The sequence below is a fragment of the Halomonas ventosae genome, assembly GCF_004361885.1.
Classification (GTDB): Bacteria; Pseudomonadota; Gammaproteobacteria; order Pseudomonadales; family Halomonadaceae; genus Halomonas; species Halomonas ventosae_C.
Genome location: NZ_SNWH01000001.1, coordinates 263,475 through 279,573, shown reverse-complemented (window position 1 = coordinate 279,573; position 16,099 = coordinate 263,475). Strand labels below are relative to the sequence as shown.

The following is a 16,099-nucleotide window of genomic DNA, read 5'->3' as shown; positions in this document are numbered from 1 at the left end:
TTTCAAACACAAATGTCGTCAATTGAAAACATTACCTCCGATCCGAAGAATGCTGGTTAAATACACTTAAGCTCTTGTTTTTATATGATAGATTATTCTTTATAAACTTTTGTCTAAGGCGTCGCGAGCGAGTCGAAAGCGAAGAGCTTTTGGAAGATTCATCAACAGATCGCCATCATATGATCGAAAACGAACATCGTGCGGTACAAAGAAAAAACGCCGCTGCCACTCCCCGGCCAGCCGCGGGTAGGCAGGTGGAGGAATAGCGACGCCGCCAGGTGCCGTCGATAGGGGGTAAAGCAAGTAAAGGGCGTCAGCGGGTACCGAAGATCTTGTCTCCCGCATCCCCCAGGCCAGGCACGATATAGCCGTTCTCGTCGAGATGGTCGTCGATACCCGCCGTATAGATCTCGATATCCGGATAGGCCGCCTGGACGCGCTTGATGCCTTCGGGGGCGGCCACCAGCACGATGACCCTCATCTGCTTGCAGCCACGCTCGCGCAGCATGTCCAGCGTCGCCACCATGGTACCGCCGGTGGCCAGCATGGGGTCGATGACGATGGCCATGCGTTCGTCCAAGTCCCTCGCGAACTTGGCGAAGTACGGCACCGGCTCGAGGGTCTCCTCGTCTCGGTAGAGGCCCACCACGCTGATCCGGGCACTGGGAATGAGGTCAGTGACGCCATCGAGCATCCCGAGCCCCGCGCGCAGGATCGGCACGATGGTAACCTTCTTGCCCTTGAGCAGCTGCACCGGGATCTTCTCGCCGTTCCAGCCGTCGATCTGCTGGGTCTCGAGTTCCAGGTCGCTGGTCGCCTCGTAGGTGAGCAGCTTTGCCAGCTCACCGGCCAATTCACGAAAGCTCTTGGTGCTGATGCCGGCTTCGCGCATCAGCCCGAGCTTGTGCTGGACCAGGGGATGCTGGATGGCTTGAACGCTCATGAGGGGCCTCTTGGACGGCGGGGAGTAGGTGACGACTATCGTCGGATGGACGGCAACCACAAATTGTCGGCCATTCTAAACGCATACCGCCTTGAGGTTAAGCACGGCGGTTTCCCGTCGCACCTGGCTTTGTGCTGATGCCCGGCAGTGTGTTCAGGGTCTCTCCGGCAGCTGCCAGTCGATGGGCTCGCGGCCGTGCTCGGCCAGGAAGGCATTGGCCCGGGAAAAGTGGTGGTTGCCGAAGAAGCCGCGGTGCGCCGAGAGCGGCGAGGGATGCGGGGATTCCAGCACCAGGTGGCGCGAGGTATCGATCAGCGCCTTCTTCTTGCGGGCCGGAGCTCCCCACAGCAGGAACACCGTAGGCTTGGCATGCTTGCTGACCGTGGCGATGGCACGATCGGTGAAGGTTTCCCAGCCCTTGCCGCGGTGAGAGCCGGCGTTGCCCTGCTCCACCGTCAGCGAGGTATTGAGCAGCAATACTCCTTGACGCGCCCAGTGCTCGAGATTGCCATGCGCCACCGGCCGCATGCCCACATCCGCCTGTAGCTCCTTGTAGATATTGGCCAGTGACGGCGGCACCGGCATGCCGGGCTGCACCGAGAAGCACAGCCCATGGGCCTGGTTCGGCCCGTGATAGGGATCCTGCCCGAGGATCACCACCTTGACCTGCTCCAGGGGCGTCAGCTCGAAGGCGCGAAACCAGTCGGTCGAGTGCGGATAGATCACCTTTCGCCGGGCCTTTTCGGCGGCCAGGAAATCGTGCAACGCCTGCATGTAGGGGGCCTTGAACTCATCGCCCAACCAGCGTTGCCAACTGTCGGGAAGCGGCGTGTCCATGGCTCAGCGCCTCGCCTGATCGATCAGCGGCTCGACATAGGCCATGCCCATGCCCCAGGAAATGATGCAATGCTGATGGTAACGATGGATGCTCATGTCGCTTACTCGTCCTCGGTAAAGGAACAGACCGCGAAGACCCCGTAGCCGGCGTCGCGAATGCGCTGGGAGCCCCCCAAGTCCGGCAGATCGACGATGGTCGCGGTCTCGACAACCTGCCCGCCGCTGCGGGTGATCAGCTTGGCTGCGGCGAGCATGGTCCCGCCAGTGGCGATCAGATCGTCGACAATCAGGATACGATCACCCTGATGAAACGCATCGGAGTGCAGCTCCACCTCGGCCTCGCCGTATTCCAGGGTATAGGTCTCGCTGATCGTACGAAACGGCAGCTTGCCCTTCTTGCGCACCGGCACAAAGCTGCAGCCCAGTTCATAGGCGAGCGGCGCGCCGATGATGAAGCCTCGGGCATCGATGGCGGCGATGGCATCGAGATCCATCTCCTGGTAGCGATGCACGAAGCTGTCGACCAGCTTGCGGAAGGCTGCACTATTCTGCAGCAGCGGGGTGATGTCGCGGAAATTGACGCCCGGCTGCGGCCAGTCGGGGACGGTGCGGATCACGGACTTGATATAGTCGCCGTAGATGCTCATCGGGTCGAATCTCGGTGAATGAATGCAGTCAGTTGGGTTCAGTCAAGCAACAGGAACTTGCCGGCGAACAGCAACGCCAGCACGATCACTGCAGGATTCAGGTCCCTGAAACGCCCGGAGAGCGTCTTGATCGCAGCGTAGCTGATAAAGCTCAGGGCAATACCGTCGGCGACCGAGAAGGTCAACGGCATGGCCAGGGCGGCGATCAGCACCGGGGCGGCGTCGGTTGGGTCGTCCCAGTTGGCATGTGCCAGGCTGCCGGCCATCAGCACCGCCACATAGAGCAGGGCCCCGGCGGTCGCGTAGACCGGGATGGAGCCTGCCAACGGTGCAAAGAACAGGCTGACGAGAAACAGCACAGCCACCACCACCGCGGTCAGGCCGGTACGGCCACCGGAGACAATGCCGGCCGTGGACTCGATGTAGCTGGTCGTGGTGGAGGTTCCCAGCAAGGCGCCGGCCATGGAGGCGGTGCTGTCAGCCATCATCGCACGGCCGATGCGCGGCAGCTTGCCGTCCTTGTCGAGCAGCCCGCCCTTGTGGGCCACGCCGACCAGGGTGCCGGAGGTATCGAACAGGTCAACGAACAGGAAGGCGAAGATCACGCTGAGCATCCCCACATCCAGGGCAGCCGCTAGATCCAGCGCCATGAAGGTCGGCGCGATGGCAGGCGGCATGGACATGATGCCACCGAACTCGTTGTGGCCGAGAATCAGCGACAGCAGAGTCACGCCGAGGATGCCGATCATCACCGCCCCGGTAACCCTGAGATAGGCGAGCGCGGTGATCACGAAGAAGCCCAGCAGCGCATACAGGGCGGCAGGCTTCGAGAGGTCGCCAAGCGTCACATAGGTGGCCGGGTTGGCAACCACGATGCCGGCATTTTTCAGCGCGATCATCGCCAGGAACAGGCCGATGCCCGCGGCTATCCCTAAGCGCAGGGAGAGCGGAATCGAGTTGATGATCCACTCACGGATCCGCAAGATGCTGAGCAGGAAGAAGAGCAAACCGGAGAAGAAGACTGCGCCCAGCGCCGCCTCCCAGGTGTAACCCATGCCCAGCACCACGCCGTAGGTGAAAAAGGCGTTGAGGCCCATGCCGGGGGCCTGGGCGATGGGGTAATTGGCCCACAGGCCCATGATCAGGCAGCCCACCGCGGCGGCCAGGCAGGTGGCAATGAACACCGCGCCGTAGTCCATGCCGGCTTGGGAGAGGATGCTTGGGTTGACGAAGATGATGTAGGCCATGGTCAGGAAGGTGGTAATCCCGGCGATGACCTCGGTTTTTACATCGGTATGGTGTTCGACCAGCTTGAACTGGTTGTCGATCAGGCGATTCAGCATGGTTGTCGATCCTGGGCGCGTGGACCTTGCGATGGTCGGGGTGGGCGAAGGAAAGCCGGTGAGAAAAGCCGCCTATGCTACCCAAAGCCTCGCTGTGTGGCGAGACACCCGGGGTAACCACACGTCTCGGTTCCCGCTAGTCAAGCAACAAGCAGGGCATTATCCACCCGACTCATCGACATAGACTTGGCAAAACGATCCGCTTTGCGCTGGCGTCAGACACCACGCGCGTTCAGCACCCGCTCCACCGTCTCGACGATAGCCTGGGTCTGGGGATCGATCTCGATATTGACGGCGTCCCCCCGCACCCGATCCACCAAGCTGGTGCGGGCCAGGGTCTCGGGGATCAGGTCGACGCAGAAGCGCGGGCCATGCTCCGCGGTGGCCGATCGCACCTGCCCGATGGTCAGGCTAATGCCGTCCACCCCGATATAGCCCTTGTCGAACAGGAAGCGACCCAATGCGGGAGGCACTTCGAACCACAGGCGGCGATTGTTAGGGGCCTGTTCGAGTTCGACCAGTTCAGCCAGCGCCATCACGTGGCCAGACATGGCATGACCGCCGATCTCGTCGCCAAAACGCGCCGCCCTCTCGATATTGACGCGGTCACCCACCGTCACTGCACCAAGATTGGTCACCTTCAGGGTCTCGCGCATCAGATCAAAGCTGACACGCTCGCCATCGATGGCGGTGACCGTGAGACAGACGCCGTTGTGAGCCACCGAAGCCCCCAGTGCCAGCCCCTCACGCAGCTCTTCCGGCAGCGCCAGTACATGAGTGCGAAAGGCCTCGGCCTCATGGATGGCCACCACCTCGGCGGTGCCTTGTACGATGCCTGTGAACATGAACGCTCCTCGTGCTGGCCGACCGCGGCCGGGTCGGTCAAAGATCGCCAGTCTAGGAAACCGCAGGGAAGACGTCCATGGTGGCCCATTCTGATTGACATACGCTGGTTCGAAACCTATCGTTGTGGGCTCCCTTTTGAAGGTGCCGATTTGCCCTCGGATTGCGGGCGCCAATGTTGTGGATCGATTGCCTGGCAAGCCCACGGCGTGAAGTGCAGCTAAAAGGGTGCATCCAGCGTTGATGGCCACCCGCCAGGGTTGGATCTATTACCTTGCGCTGCCCTGCCCGCCCTCGGCGCCCTAGCGGCGGCTGTGATGATTCGACTCCACGACGTTTCCAAAACCTACTACCCCAAGGGGCAGAGTAGCAGCGCCACCGCCGTGACGGCACTCAAGCATGCCGACCTCCATGTGCCGAAGGGCCGTATCCATGGTGTGATCGGCCTCTCCGGGGCCGGCAAGTCGACGCTGATCCGCTGCGTCAACCTGCTCGAGCGGCCCACCACCGGCACTGTCACCGTCGACGGTCAGGCACTGACCGCCCTCTCCGGGGCGGCTCTCAACCAGGCGCGCCACCGAATCGGCATGATCTTCCAGCACTTCAACCTGCTGACCTCGCGCACTGTGTTCGCCAACGTGTCCCTGCCGCTGGAGCTGATGGGCATGAAACGCGGCGAGATTCGTGAGCGGATCACACCCCTGCTGGAACTGGTAGGCCTGGCCGACAAGGCCCACCAGTACCCGGCCCAGCTCTCAGGCGGCCAGAAGCAGCGGGTGGCCATCGCCCGAGCGCTGGCCAGCCGCCCCAAGGTGCTGCTCTGCGACGAGGCCACCTCCGCGCTGGACCCGTATACCACCGGGTCGATCCTCGACCTGCTGCGTGACATCAACCACAAGCTCGGCCTGACCATCCTGCTGATTACCCACGAGATGGAGGTGGTCAAGTCGATCTGCCACCGGGTCAGCCTGATCTCCAATGGGGAGCTGGTCGAGGAAGCCGACGTGGGCGACTTCTTCACCGCGCCGCGCACCCGCCTGGGACGCGATTTCCTCAACGACTTCCTGAAGCTCGAGCCACCACGCGCGCTGATCGAGCGCCTCGAGGAGGCGCCCGGTCCGCACAGCCATCCGGTGGTGCGTCTGGCCTTCTCGGGCGACGCCGTCTCAACCCCGCTGATCTCGCGACTGGCCCGTGAGTGCGGCGTGGACGTCAGCATTCTCCAAGCCAAGGTGGAATCGATCCAGGAACGCACCCTGGGGCTGATGATCGCTGAACTGATGGGTCCCGCGGAAAAGACTCGCCAGGCCCTCGACTATCTCGAATCCCACGACCTGCAAGTGGAGGTACTTGGCCATGTCCAGCGCGATGCTTGAGCTGATCTTCAAGGCCACCCTGGATACGCTCTACATGGTGGGTGTGTCGGGGGCGATTTCGGCCCTGATGGGCATCCCGCTGGGCGTGCTGCTCTATGTCACCCGGCCGCGACAGATACTCGCCCAGCCGACGCTCAACCGAGTGCTGGGAGCAATCACCAACATCGGTCGCTCGATCCCCTTCATCATCCTGATGGTGGCGATCATCCCCTTTACGCGGATGCTGGTCGGCTCGTCGATCGGGACCAATGCCGCTGCCGTGCCGCTGACCATCGCCGCCATCCCCTTCGTAGCCCGCCTAGTGGAAGGGGCGCTCAACGAGATCCCGCCGGGCCTGGTCGAGGCCGCCCAATCGATGGGCGCCACGCCCTGGCAAATCATCACCAAGGTGCTGGTGCCCGAGGCACGCGGCGGCATTTTCACGGCACTCACGGTAACAGCGGTCACCCTGGTCAGCTACTCTGCCATGGCCGGCGCGGTGGGCGGCGGCGGGCTCGGCGACCTGGGCATCCGCTATGGCTATAACCGCTTCAACCCCACCATCATGCTGATCACCGTGGTGATCCTGGTGGTGATGGTCCAGGGCTTTCAGAGCCTGGGGGATTATCTGGTCCGCAAGAGCGACCACAAGTGAGATCTTCCTATCGATAATCAAAATGTATTATAAATTTCCTGGTTATTCCATTATTGTCAACGATTCCGCGACACCCTTAACGAGGAGAACCATGACATGCGCAAGAGCCTGATCAGCACCCTGGCTGCCACCGCCCTGACCCTTGGCGCTGGCTCCGCTTTGGCCGAGGAGCACGCCATCAAGGTCGGCACCGTGGCCGGCCCCGAGACCGAGCTCATGCAGGTGGCCGCAGAGACCGCCCAGCGCGAGTACGGCCTCGACGTCGAGATCATCGAGTTCACCGACTACGTCACGCCCAACGCTGCCCTGGCCGACGGCAGTCTCGATGCCAATGCCTTCCAGCACGAGCCCTACATGCGCGCCATGGTCGAGGACCGTGGCTACGACTTCGCCATCGCCGGCTACACCTTCGTCTATCCGATCGGCGCCTACTCCGAGCAGTACGACAGCATCGAGGCGCTACCGGAGGGCGCCACCATCGCCCTGCCCAACGACCCCTCCAACGAGGGCCGGGCGCTGATCCTGATGCACAACGAGGGCCTGATCGAGCTCGAGGACCCGACATTCCTGGAAGCTACCCCGCTGGACATCGCCGAGAACCCGCATGACTTCGAGTTCCGCGAGATCGAGGCGGCACAACTGCCCCGCGTGCTGCCCGATGTGGACATGGCCTTCATCAACAACACCTTCGCGCAACCGGCTGGCCTGAGCCTAGACGATGCCCTGATCAAGGAAGGCCCTGAGTCACCCTATGTCAACCTGATCGTGGTGCGCAGCGGTGACGAGGACCGCAAGGCCATTCAGCAGCTGGTCGACGCCTACCAAACTGAGGAGGTCGTGGCCAAGGCAGCGGAGCTGTTCGGGCCGCAGGCGGTGCCCGGCTGGAAATGACCCCCGACTACGCCCTGATCGCCCGCCAGTTGGAGGCCCTGCTCGATACCCGTGACTGGCTGACCAACAGCGCCCAGACCTGCGCCTTCCTGATGGAGGAGTTGGCTGACCTCAACTGGGCGGGATTCTACCTGCAGCGCCAGCCCGGGTTACTTACCCTGGGCCCCTTCCAAGGCAGGCCGGCCTGCAATCCCATCCCCTTCGACAAAGGGGTCTGTGGCGCGGCGGCACGCACACGCACAACCCAGCGCATCGATGACGTCCATGCCATCCCCGACCATATCGCCTGTGACGTCGCCTCCAATGCCGAACTGGTGATCCCCGTGCTGAGCGGGGATTATCTCTGGGGTGTGCTCGACCTGGACAGTCCACTGCCGCGGCGATTCAGTGTCGATGACCAGGCGGGTATCGAGCGGCTAGTGGCCTTGTTCGTGAGCAGAACCGACCTGGAGCTGTGAAGAGAAAGTTTCAGACCGGCTTGTTTTTTGTCGTCAGTCCGAAGCATCGTCGAGCCCTTCCAGGATTCAGAAATGCATGAGGAACCAGCGAGCGGCGTGTTCCTGAACTTCTTCCAGCTTGCCGGGCTCCTCGAAGAGATGAGAGGCGCCGGGTACCACCGTTAATTCGCAGTTACCGGGGCTTTTCCTCTGCGCCAAGCTCGATCACCTGCTCATCACGCCCTCCGACCAGCAGCAGGGTCGGCGCCTCAACGAAAGCCAGATGGTCTCCCGCCAGGTCCGGTCGCCCGCCCCGCGAAACTACAGAATAGCCATTCCGGCTCGCCCTTTTCACCTTCACGGGCGGGGGCAACACATCAAGACGAGACACCACCTGACCCATCGACTATCTTGACCTGAATCCTAATTTTAATTAACAAGTCGAGTTAGAGAAGCGCGATTTTTCAATCCGCAGTATCTTTCTCGATGCGACTCCTTGATAACCACCCCACTTCGATATCCGAGAAGGAGCCCGATATGGCTATTCCCTACGCCGACCGGCACCAGGCCGGAAACATTCTTGCAGATGAGCTAAAGGAGTATGCGGACCAGCGGCAAGTCATCGTGCTGGCACTTCCACGAGGCGGGGTTCCGGTGGGGGCCGTCATCGCCGCGGCACTGGGTGCCCCGCTAGACGTGATCCTGGTGCGCAAGCTCGGCCTGCCCGGCCACGAGGAACTCGCCATGGGCGCCATCGCCACCGGCAATGCGCGCGTTATGAACGATGATGTCCTGCGCTTCAAAAGAGTTTCGGAAAGCGCTATTGAGCGCGTGGTCGAAAAGGAGAGGAAGGAACTCGAGCGCCGCGAGAAGACCTACCGGGGAGATCGCCCGCTTCCCAACCTCGAGGGACGCACGGTGATCCTGGTCGACGACGGCCTGGCTACCGGCGCCACCATGCGGGCGGCTATCCAAGTGGTTCGCCAACAGTCCCCGGAGAAGATCGTGATGGCCGTGCCGGTTGCGCCCCGCGATACCCTGGAGAGGATGCGAGAAGAGGCCGACGAGGTCGTCTGTCCCGCCGTGCCCTCCTCCTTTATGGGGATCGGCCAGTGGTATCAGGATTTCGGCCAGACCAGCGATCAGGAGGTCAAGAATCTGCTGGAACAGGCCAGTCGCTGACGCTTGGGACGAATGAAAGATCGGGAAAAGAAACGACAGGAGAAAAAGATCGGCCCTGCAGAGGTGCTCGTATTTGGTAGGACCAGGCGGATTTGAACCGCCGACCTCCACGATGTCAACGTGGCGCTCTAACCAACTGAGCTATGGTCCTGAAGCTGTCATCACTGTGTAAAATCTGGTAGGACCAGGCGGATTTGAACCGCCGACCTCCACGATGTCAACGTGGCGCTCTAACCAACTGAGCTATGGTCCTGCCTCACCGCCACGGCAACCCGTCGCCGCGGTAACGGATGCGTATTTTACTCATCCGCCTTGCAAATGCAAGCCCGGACTTGCCAGGCAACACTCGGGAATCAGCACCTTGCCTGAGCTCCCGCTACTGGGTACGCACCCGCTCAACGGCTTCCTTCCAGCCGGCGTAGAGTCGCTCACGCTCGGCTTCCTCCATCTGCGGCATGAAACGCCGCTCGCAGCACCACAACTGGGCGATCTCGTCGAGATCGCGATACCAGCCGAGCCTAAGGCCCGCTAGGTAAGCGGCTCCCAGAGCCGTCGTCTCCAACACCGTGGGGCGATCCACCTGGACGCCGAGCATGTCGGCGAGGAACTGCATCAGCCAATTGTTGGCTACCATGCCGCCATCAACCCTCAGGATGCCCGGCGATGCCGACATGTCGGCCTCCATGCAAACCTGCAGATCACGGGTCTGATAGCAGACCGCCTGGAGCCCGGCGGCCACGATCTCGGCAATGCCGGTGTCGCGAGTCAGGCCGAAGATGGCGCCGCGCGCCTTGGGATCCCAGTGCGGCGCCCCGAGGCCGGTGAAGGCCGGCACCAGATAGACACTGTGCCCGCTGCGGGTCTGACATGCCAAGGTCTCGGTTTCGGCGGCATCGGCAAACAGCTGCAGGCCATCGCGTAGCCACTGCACGGTGGCCCCCGCCACGAAGATGCTGCCTTCCATGGCATAGGTGGGCTTGCCGTGCAATCGATAGGCCACCGTAGTCAACAGGCGGTTGCGGGAGGTCTCGGCGACCTCGCCGGTATTGACGATCATGAAGCAGCCGGTACCGTAGGTACTCTTGCCCATGCCGGGCCAGAAGCAGGCCTGACCGACCAGTGCCGCTTGCTGGTCTCCAGCCACCCCGGCGATGGGCAGCTCGCCACCCAACCAGCGGGCATCGACGCTGCCGAAATCGTCACTGGAATCCTTGACCTCCGGCAGCAGACTCACCGGAATGTCGAACAGATTCAACAGATCCTCGTCCCAGCATTGCTCGTGGATGTTGAACAGCGCAGTACGCGAGGCATTGGTGGCATCGGTGGCATGCACTCGCCCCCCAGTGAGCCGCCAGATCAGGAAACTATCCACGGTACCGAAAGCTAGCTCGCCCCGTTCGGCCCGCTCCCGGGCCCCAGGCACTTCATCAAGCAGCCAGGCGAGCTTGGTGGCCGAGAAATAAGGATCGATCAGCAGCCCCGTTGAGGCCTGAACACCTTGCAGATGACCCGCTTCGCGTAGCTGCCGGCAGGCCTCGTCGGTACGCCGATCCTGCCAGACGATGGCATTGTGCAGCGGCTTCCCGGTGACCCGCTCCCACAGCACGGTGGTCTCGCGCTGGTTGGTGATGCCGATACCGGCAACCTCGTCAATCGGGATATCGGTATCGGCGAGCACTTCCCGGCAGGTAGAAAGTACCGTCTCCCAAATGTCCTCTGGATCGTGCTCGATCCAGCCATCATGGGGAAAATGCTGCGGGAATTCGCGCTGCGCCGTGGCGACACTGCGTGCCTGACGGTCGAAGAGGATGGCGCGGGAACTGGTGGTGCCCTGGTCGATGGCCAGAAGGTATGAAGCCATGGCAAGCATCCTGTTGTGGTGGCACTGGCGTGCTGATTTCGCTTTTAACCGCTAATGTTCGTTTGTGATCATCCAGACTACTCCAGCCGACCCTGCCGCTCAAACATCCTCATGCCTGAACCACTACGACGTTAGATGGAGAAGTGGCACGGCAGGGCGATGCCTATGCCTGCAGCCGCCAGGACAATGGCGTAGAATCCGCTAAGCCAAGGAGACCCCATGAACCAGCAGCAACGCCAGGACGCTATCATCGAGCTGGTGCGCCGCCAGGGCTATGCCAGCATCGAGCAGCTCACCGAGCACTTCAAGGTAACGCCCCAGACCATACGCCGTGACCTCAACACGCTGTCCAACGAGGGGCGCATCCGCCGGGTTCATGGCGGTGCAGGGCTCGAGTCAAGCACTGTCAATACCGCCTACTCGACGCGAAAGACGCTCAATCTCGAAGCCAAGCAGCGTATCGCCGCCCTGCTCGCTCGGCACATTCCCGACCACTCATCGTTATTCATCAACATTGGGACCAGCAACGAGGTGATCGCCGAGGGATTGCTCGACCACCAAGGGTTGGAGGTGATCACCAACAACCTCAATGTCGCGGCGATCCTCCAGCACAAGAAGGATTTCAACGTAATCATCGCCGGTGGCCAGGTGCGCTCCCGGGATGGCGGTATCATCGGCGAGGCGACCATCGATTTCATCAATCAGTTCAAGGTCGACTTCGGTATCATCGGCATCAGCGGCATCGATGAGGACGGCTCCTTGCTGGAGTTTGATTACCAGGAGGTCCGTGTCGCTCAGGCCATCATTAGCAACTCACGCAAGGTCTTCCTGGCCACCGATCACTCCAAGTTCCAGCGCAACCCGGTGGTCCGCCAGGGCAATCTGGCCCAGCTCGACGCCCTGTTCACCGACCGCGACCCGCCCGAAACCATTCTGCGCCTGCTCAAGCAGCATGATGTGGCTCTGCACATCGCCTGATCTCGAGCCCTTCCGCCGGGCATATCGCCGCGCTCACCCCAGCCTGCATAGGCCCGTCCTACCCATTCTGCACAGCCCCGTCCTATTTGCGTAGCCCTCCTGTTGGCCCGTCTCTGGCACGCGTTTTTGAACCACTTCTTGATGTTCGTTTTGTTTTCGCCTATTTTCGATATTAAACATCAATACGACCTGGAACAGGTCGGACGGGAGCGTGACATGAGCGACATGGCGGATGTGGTGCTCGATCTTTTCGTGATCGGCGGCGGTATCAACGGCTCCGGCATTGCCAACGATGCCGCCGGGCGTGGCCTGTCGGTCGGCCTATGCGAACAGGGAGACCTGGCCGGGGCCACCTCCTCGGCCAGCAGCAAGCTGATCCATGGCGGCCTGCGCTACCTGGAGCACCACGAATTCCGCCTGGTTCGTGAAGCACTGCGCGAACGTGAAGTGCTGCTTGCCAAGGCCCCGCACATCATCTGGCCACTGCGTTTCATCCTCCCCCATCAGCCTCATCTGCGCCCGGCATGGATGCTGCGCGCCGGGCTGTTTCTTTACGACCATCTTGGCAAGCGCACCCGGCTTCCGGGCTCCCGTGGTATTCGGCTCAGCCCGCAACAAGGTCTGGCCGTCGGCATCACCCACGGCTTCGAGTACTCGGACTGCTGGGTCGATGACGCCCGCCTGGTAGTGCTCAATGCCCTCCAGGCTCGCGACAATGGCGCCGAGATCCTGGTGCGCACTCGCTGTATCGATGCCCGCGAGTGCGACGGAATCTGGATGCTCACCCTGGAAGACCTCGACGGCGGTCGGCGTTTGACACGCCGTTGCCGGGCACTGGTCAACGCCGCAGGCCCCTGGGTGGAGCAGGTCGTGCGCCGACAAGTCCAGCGCCCGTCGCGCTATGGCGTACGCCTGATCCAGGGCAGCCACCTGATCGTGCCCCGACTGAACCATGACGAACGAGCCTTTATCCTCCAGAACTCTGATCGACGCATCGTTTTCGTGCTGCCCTACGAGGAGGACTTCAGCCTGATCGGCACCACCGACCGACACTACACCGGCGACCCGGCACGAGTTACCGCCAGCGAGGAGGAGATCGACTACCTGCTATCGGTGGTCAACGACCACTTTCGCACCCAGCTAAGCCGGGATGCGGTGATCCGCACCTTCTCCGGCGTACGCCCGCTGTGCGACGACGAGTCGTCCGATCCCTCGGCCATGACGCGCGACTACACGCTGGACCTCGATACCCGCGGCGCGCCGCTGCTGTCGGTCTTCGGCGGCAAGATCACCACCTACCGAAAGCTCGCCGAGGCCACCCTGACGGCGCTCGCGCCCCACCTGCCGAGGATGGCAGCGCCCTGGACCGCCGAGACGCCGCTGCCGGGCGGCGACATCGGCGACCGGGGCAGCTTCGAGACCCAGCTGCTCGAGGACTATCCCTTCCTAGATGCTGCCCAGGCGCGTCGCTTCGCACGGACCTATGGCACCTTGTGCCGGCAATTCCTCGATGGCAGACACTCACAAGCGGACCTGGGACAGGCGTTTGGTGCCGGGCTGACTGCCGCCGAGGTGGACTATCTAGTGACGCAGGAGTGGGCACGCTCCCGCGAGGACATCCTGTGGCGGCGCACCAAGCTGTCTCTGCAGCTCACCGTCATCGAGACCCAGCGCCTAGAGGCGTATCTGGAGAAGTCCTTGGAGGAAGGGTGCGGGCGCGCAGCAGCGCCACCTGCCCCACGCAACAGCGAGGTCTTGCCACCTGCCTTTTCAGGCGCACGGACTCATCCACGACGCTTGGCCTGAGCGTCATCCATCCTCTGCAGAGAACTCAGCTCGGTGACGCTGGCCGGTGCCAGTTCCGCCCGCTCGCGATGCCGGCCAAGCTCACGGCCCTCCAGCGCGGGGAGCAGGATCTGCAACGGCGCCCATGGCTGATCCGCGGGAGCGTTTCTCCTTCCAGACGCCACCCCCAGATACCCCGGTCGACGAAACACGCAAGCAGCGCGACCGTGTCGCCGATAGCACTACTCCGGCACCCCACCTCGTGTCAACGAGGCGGGATCGAGGAGGCGTTCGAGTTCGGCGCGAGAGAGCTCAGTCCGCTCCGCGGCCACCTCGATGATCGGCCGCCCCGCCTGATAGGCCTGCTTGGCGATGGCGGCTGCGGCGTCATAGCCAATCACTGAGTTCAGCGCGGTGACCAGGATGGGGTTGCGCGCCAGCGGCGCCTCGAGGTGGTCATGACGCACCTTGAAGCTAGCGATAGCGCGATCGGCCAGCAGCCGAGCGGTGTTGGTCATCAGGGTGATCGAGGTCAGCAAGTTGTGCGCGACCAGCGGCAACATCACATTGAGCTGGAAGTTGCCGCTCTGTCCGGCCACCGTCACCGCCGTGTCGAGGCCAATCACCTGGGCGGCGGCCTGGGCCGCCGACTCGGGAATCACCGGATTGACCTTGCCGGGCATGATCGAGCTGCCGGGCTGCAGCGCCTGGAGCTCGATCTCGCCCAACCCGGCCAGCGGCCCCGAATTCATCCAGCGCAGGTCGTTGGCGATCTTCATCACCACGCACGCCAGGCCCCGGAGCTGTCCGGAGAGCTCCACCGCGGCATCCTGCGAGGCGAGACTCGCGAAGAAGCTGTCGTTGGGCGATAACGACAGCCCTGTCTGATCGCTCAGCTCGCGCGCCATGCGCTCGGCGAACTCGGGATGGGCATTGATGCCGGTGCCCACTGCAGTGCCGCCCTGGGCCAAGCGACTGAGCCGCACCAGAGCGCTGTCCAGGCGCTCGATGGCCTGCCCCACCTGACTCGACCACCCCCCCAGTTCCTGACTCATGCGCAGCGGCATAGCGTCCATCAGATGGGTACGCCCGGTCTTGACCACGTCATCGAGTTCCGCGGCGCGGGTGTCGATGGTCGCGCGCAAGTGCTCAAGCGCCGGGCGCAGCTCGCCGGTCACCGCCAGCGCCGCCGAAAGATGGATCGCGGTCGGGATAACGTCGTTGCTCGACTGGCCCATGTTGACGTGGTCATTGGCACCGACCTCCACCCCGTCACGGCTGGCCCATTGGGCGATCACTTCGTTAACATTCATGTTGCTGGAGGTGCCCGAGCCGGTCTGGAAGACATCCACCGGGAACTGGTCGTCGAGCTGCCCGGCGAGAATTGCCTCAGCGGCGGCGACGATTGCGCGGCAGCGCGCGTCGTCGAGTAAGTCGAGCCCGTGATTGACTCGGGCTGCCGCCAGCTTGATACGGGCGATGGCATGGATGAAGGCTGTCGGCATCGACTGGCCGGAGACCGGGAAGTTGTTGACGGCACGTTGGGTCTGGGCGCCGTAAAGGGCCTCTCTCGGCACTTCCAGCTCACCCATGCTGTCACGCTCGATACGGTAGTCGCTCATCTCGGGCTCCTCGCGGTTGAAAGGGAGGGTTATCCCTTCAACATGACTTTGAGCACGTCATGTTGCAAGTACCCTGGCGCATCGAAAAACAAGCGTCTTGGCATGTCGAAAGAAAAAAAGGATGGGCGTCGGAAAAATTGTTGCACTGCACAAACGGCTTTGCTATTGTGCATCGCAGCAAAGACACAGAAGGCATCGGCAGATCGCCAAGGCCTTCGAATTGATCCGAAACTCCCTGGAGGGACTCACGATGCAAAACTTCGACACCAAGCAGTTTACCGAACAGTTCGAATCCATGTACTTCGGTCCGGCGCGTGCTTATGCCGCCCTGTCTATGGACTACACCGAGAAACTGGTCAATGCCCAGCTGGACGCCACCAAGGCCTACACCGACACCGGCCTAGCACAGCTGCGCCGCCTGCTGAACGTCAAGGATGCCGAAGGCCTGAAGAACTACATGGAAGGCCAGCAGAAGGTCGCCAAGGATCTGACCGAGCGCCTGAAGGGCGACACAGAGAAGGTCGTCTCTCTGCAGCAGGACTTCGTTCAGCAGAGCCAGAAGCTGACCGAAGACAACGTCAAGCAGGCCACCGAGACAGCGACCAAGGCTGCCAAGTAAGCCTGACGGCGCCGGCCAGGCCGGCGCTCGCTTGACCCGACGCTAGACTCAACAAGAGGGCCGCCGATCACTGATCGGCGGCCCTCTTGCGCTATGCACGA

Annotated in this window: 15 protein-coding genes and 2 tRNA genes; 8 read left to right on the top strand and 9 right to left on the bottom strand. The window is 62.4% G+C overall.

What is annotated here, in order from left to right; genetic code table 11:
* Window positions 1-313 precede the first annotated feature (313 nt).
* From upp to DFO68_RS01265, 5 genes are all read right to left on the bottom strand, one after another.
* Entirely contained in the window at window positions 314-943 is a 630-nt protein-coding gene (gene upp / locus DFO68_RS01285) for a uracil phosphoribosyltransferase (RefSeq protein WP_133481268.1), read from the bottom strand.
* 153 nt (window positions 944-1,096) lie between these two features.
* Complete coding sequence (gene ung / locus DFO68_RS01280) at window positions 1,097-1,780, bottom strand: uracil-DNA glycosylase (protein WP_133481266.1); 684 nt, start codon at window positions 1,778-1,780, stop codon at window positions 1,097-1,099.
* A gap of 101 nt (window positions 1,781-1,881) precedes the next feature.
* Entirely contained in the window at window positions 1,882-2,427 is a 546-nt protein-coding gene (locus DFO68_RS01275) for an adenine phosphoribosyltransferase (RefSeq protein ID WP_133481264.1), read from the bottom strand.
* A gap of 38 nt (window positions 2,428-2,465) precedes the next feature.
* Entirely contained in the window at window positions 2,466-3,770 is a 1,305-nt protein-coding gene (locus tag DFO68_RS01270; protein ID WP_133481262.1) for an NCS2 family permease, read from the bottom strand.
* Window positions 3,771-3,985: 215 nt separating this feature from the next.
* A complete protein-coding gene (locus DFO68_RS01265; protein WP_133481260.1) occupies window positions 3,986-4,615 on the bottom strand; it encodes a riboflavin synthase subunit alpha in 630 nt (209 codons plus the stop codon).
* Window positions 4,616-4,930: 315 nt separating this feature from the next.
* Between DFO68_RS01265 and DFO68_RS01260 the strand changes: the two genes are divergently transcribed.
* The 5 genes from DFO68_RS01260 to DFO68_RS01235 all read left to right on the top strand — a co-directional run bounded on the left by DFO68_RS01260 (window position 4,931) and on the right by DFO68_RS01235 (window position 9,133).
* Window positions 4,931-5,989 (top strand): methionine ABC transporter ATP-binding protein, encoded by a 1,059-nt coding sequence (locus tag DFO68_RS01260; protein WP_133481258.1) that lies wholly within the window; start codon window positions 4,931-4,933, stop codon window positions 5,987-5,989.
* Entirely contained in the window at window positions 5,970-6,623 is a 654-nt protein-coding gene (locus DFO68_RS01255) for a methionine ABC transporter permease (RefSeq protein ID WP_133481256.1), read from the top strand. Before DFO68_RS01260 ends, DFO68_RS01255 begins: the two co-directional genes overlap by 20 nt.
* A gap of 96 nt (window positions 6,624-6,719) precedes the next feature.
* Window positions 6,720-7,514, top strand: a complete 795-nt coding sequence (locus DFO68_RS01250; RefSeq protein WP_133481254.1) for a MetQ/NlpA family ABC transporter substrate-binding protein — start codon at window positions 6,720-6,722, stop codon at window positions 7,512-7,514.
* Window positions 7,511-7,972 (top strand): GAF domain-containing protein, encoded by a 462-nt coding sequence (locus tag DFO68_RS01245; protein WP_133481252.1) that lies wholly within the window; start codon window positions 7,511-7,513, stop codon window positions 7,970-7,972. The genes DFO68_RS01250 and DFO68_RS01245 overlap by 4 nt, the downstream gene beginning before the upstream one ends.
* A 516-nt stretch (window positions 7,973-8,488) precedes the next feature.
* The gene (locus DFO68_RS01235; RefSeq protein ID WP_133481250.1) at window positions 8,489-9,133 is read left to right on the top strand and encodes a phosphoribosyltransferase; all 645 of its coding nucleotides are present in this window, start codon (window positions 8,489-8,491) and stop codon (window positions 9,131-9,133) included.
* A gap of 74 nt (window positions 9,134-9,207) precedes the next feature.
* Here the strand turns inward: DFO68_RS01235 and DFO68_RS01230 are convergent.
* From DFO68_RS01230 to glpK, 3 genes are all read right to left on the bottom strand, one after another.
* Window positions 9,208-9,284 (bottom strand) — tRNA-Val (locus tag DFO68_RS01230).
* Between the two features lie 25 nt (window positions 9,285-9,309).
* Window positions 9,310-9,386: transfer RNA gene (locus DFO68_RS01225), tRNA-Val, on the bottom strand.
* 123 nt (window positions 9,387-9,509) lie between these two features.
* Window positions 9,510-10,994 (bottom strand): glycerol kinase GlpK, encoded by a 1,485-nt coding sequence (gene glpK / locus DFO68_RS01220; RefSeq protein ID WP_133481248.1) that lies wholly within the window; start codon window positions 10,992-10,994, stop codon window positions 9,510-9,512.
* 219 nt (window positions 10,995-11,213) lie between these two features.
* On the opposite strand from glpK, the gene DFO68_RS01215 reads away from it, so the two are divergent.
* Both DFO68_RS01215 and glpD read left to right on the top strand, forming a co-directional pair.
* Window positions 11,214-11,972: a DeoR/GlpR family transcriptional regulator gene (locus tag DFO68_RS01215; protein WP_133481246.1), complete on the top strand. Its 759-nt coding sequence runs from the start codon at window positions 11,214-11,216 to the stop codon at window positions 11,970-11,972.
* 216 nt (window positions 11,973-12,188) lie between these two features.
* Window positions 12,189-13,778, top strand: coding sequence for a glycerol-3-phosphate dehydrogenase (gene glpD / locus DFO68_RS01210; RefSeq protein ID WP_133481244.1), 1,590 nt, complete (start codon window positions 12,189-12,191; stop codon window positions 13,776-13,778).
* 221 nt (window positions 13,779-13,999) lie between these two features.
* On the opposite strand, the gene DFO68_RS01205 is transcribed toward glpD, so the two are convergent.
* A complete protein-coding gene (locus tag DFO68_RS01205; protein WP_133481242.1) occupies window positions 14,000-15,379 on the bottom strand; it encodes a class II fumarate hydratase in 1,380 nt (459 codons plus the stop codon).
* A gap of 250 nt (window positions 15,380-15,629) precedes the next feature.
* Here DFO68_RS01205 and DFO68_RS01200 point away from each other — a divergent pair, with 250 nt between their 5' ends.
* On the top strand, window positions 15,630-15,998 hold the full coding sequence (locus DFO68_RS01200) for a phasin family protein (RefSeq protein WP_133481240.1): 369 nt from the start codon (window positions 15,630-15,632) through the stop codon (window positions 15,996-15,998).
* Window positions 15,999-16,099 lie beyond the last annotated feature (101 nt).

Excerpts from the sequence above, each read along its gene's own strand:
- upp (WP_133481268.1), bottom strand. The coding sequence starts at position 943 with ATGAGCGTTCAAGCCATCCAGCATCCCCTGGTCCAGCACAAGCTCGGG.
- ung (WP_133481266.1), bottom strand. The coding sequence starts at position 1,780 with ATGGACACGCCGCTTCCCGACAGTTGGCAACGCTGGTTGGGCGATGAG.
- DFO68_RS01275 (WP_133481264.1), bottom strand. The coding sequence starts at position 2,427 with ATGAGCATCTACGGCGACTATATCAAGTCCGTGATCCGCACCGTCCCC.
- DFO68_RS01270 (WP_133481262.1), bottom strand. The coding sequence starts at position 3,770 with ATGCTGAATCGCCTGATCGACAACCAGTTCAAGCTGGTCGAACACCAT.
- DFO68_RS01265 (WP_133481260.1), bottom strand. The coding sequence starts at position 4,615 with ATGTTCACAGGCATCGTACAAGGCACCGCCGAGGTGGTGGCCATCCAT.
- DFO68_RS01260 (WP_133481258.1), top strand. The coding sequence starts at position 4,931 with ATGATTCGACTCCACGACGTTTCCAAAACCTACTACCCCAAGGGGCAG.
- DFO68_RS01255 (WP_133481256.1), top strand. The coding sequence starts at position 5,970 with ATGTCCAGCGCGATGCTTGAGCTGATCTTCAAGGCCACCCTGGATACG.
- DFO68_RS01250 (WP_133481254.1), top strand. The coding sequence starts at position 6,720 with ATGCGCAAGAGCCTGATCAGCACCCTGGCTGCCACCGCCCTGACCCTT.
- DFO68_RS01245 (WP_133481252.1), top strand. The coding sequence starts at position 7,511 with ATGACCCCCGACTACGCCCTGATCGCCCGCCAGTTGGAGGCCCTGCTC.
- DFO68_RS01235 (WP_133481250.1), top strand. The coding sequence starts at position 8,489 with ATGGCTATTCCCTACGCCGACCGGCACCAGGCCGGAAACATTCTTGCA.
- glpK (WP_133481248.1), bottom strand. The coding sequence starts at position 10,994 with ATGGCTTCATACCTTCTGGCCATCGACCAGGGCACCACCAGTTCCCGC.
- DFO68_RS01215 (WP_133481246.1), top strand. The coding sequence starts at position 11,214 with ATGAACCAGCAGCAACGCCAGGACGCTATCATCGAGCTGGTGCGCCGC.
- glpD (WP_133481244.1), top strand. The coding sequence starts at position 12,189 with ATGAGCGACATGGCGGATGTGGTGCTCGATCTTTTCGTGATCGGCGGC.
- DFO68_RS01205 (WP_133481242.1), bottom strand. The coding sequence starts at position 15,379 with ATGAGCGACTACCGTATCGAGCGTGACAGCATGGGTGAGCTGGAAGTG.
- DFO68_RS01200 (WP_133481240.1), top strand. The coding sequence starts at position 15,630 with ATGCAAAACTTCGACACCAAGCAGTTTACCGAACAGTTCGAATCCATG.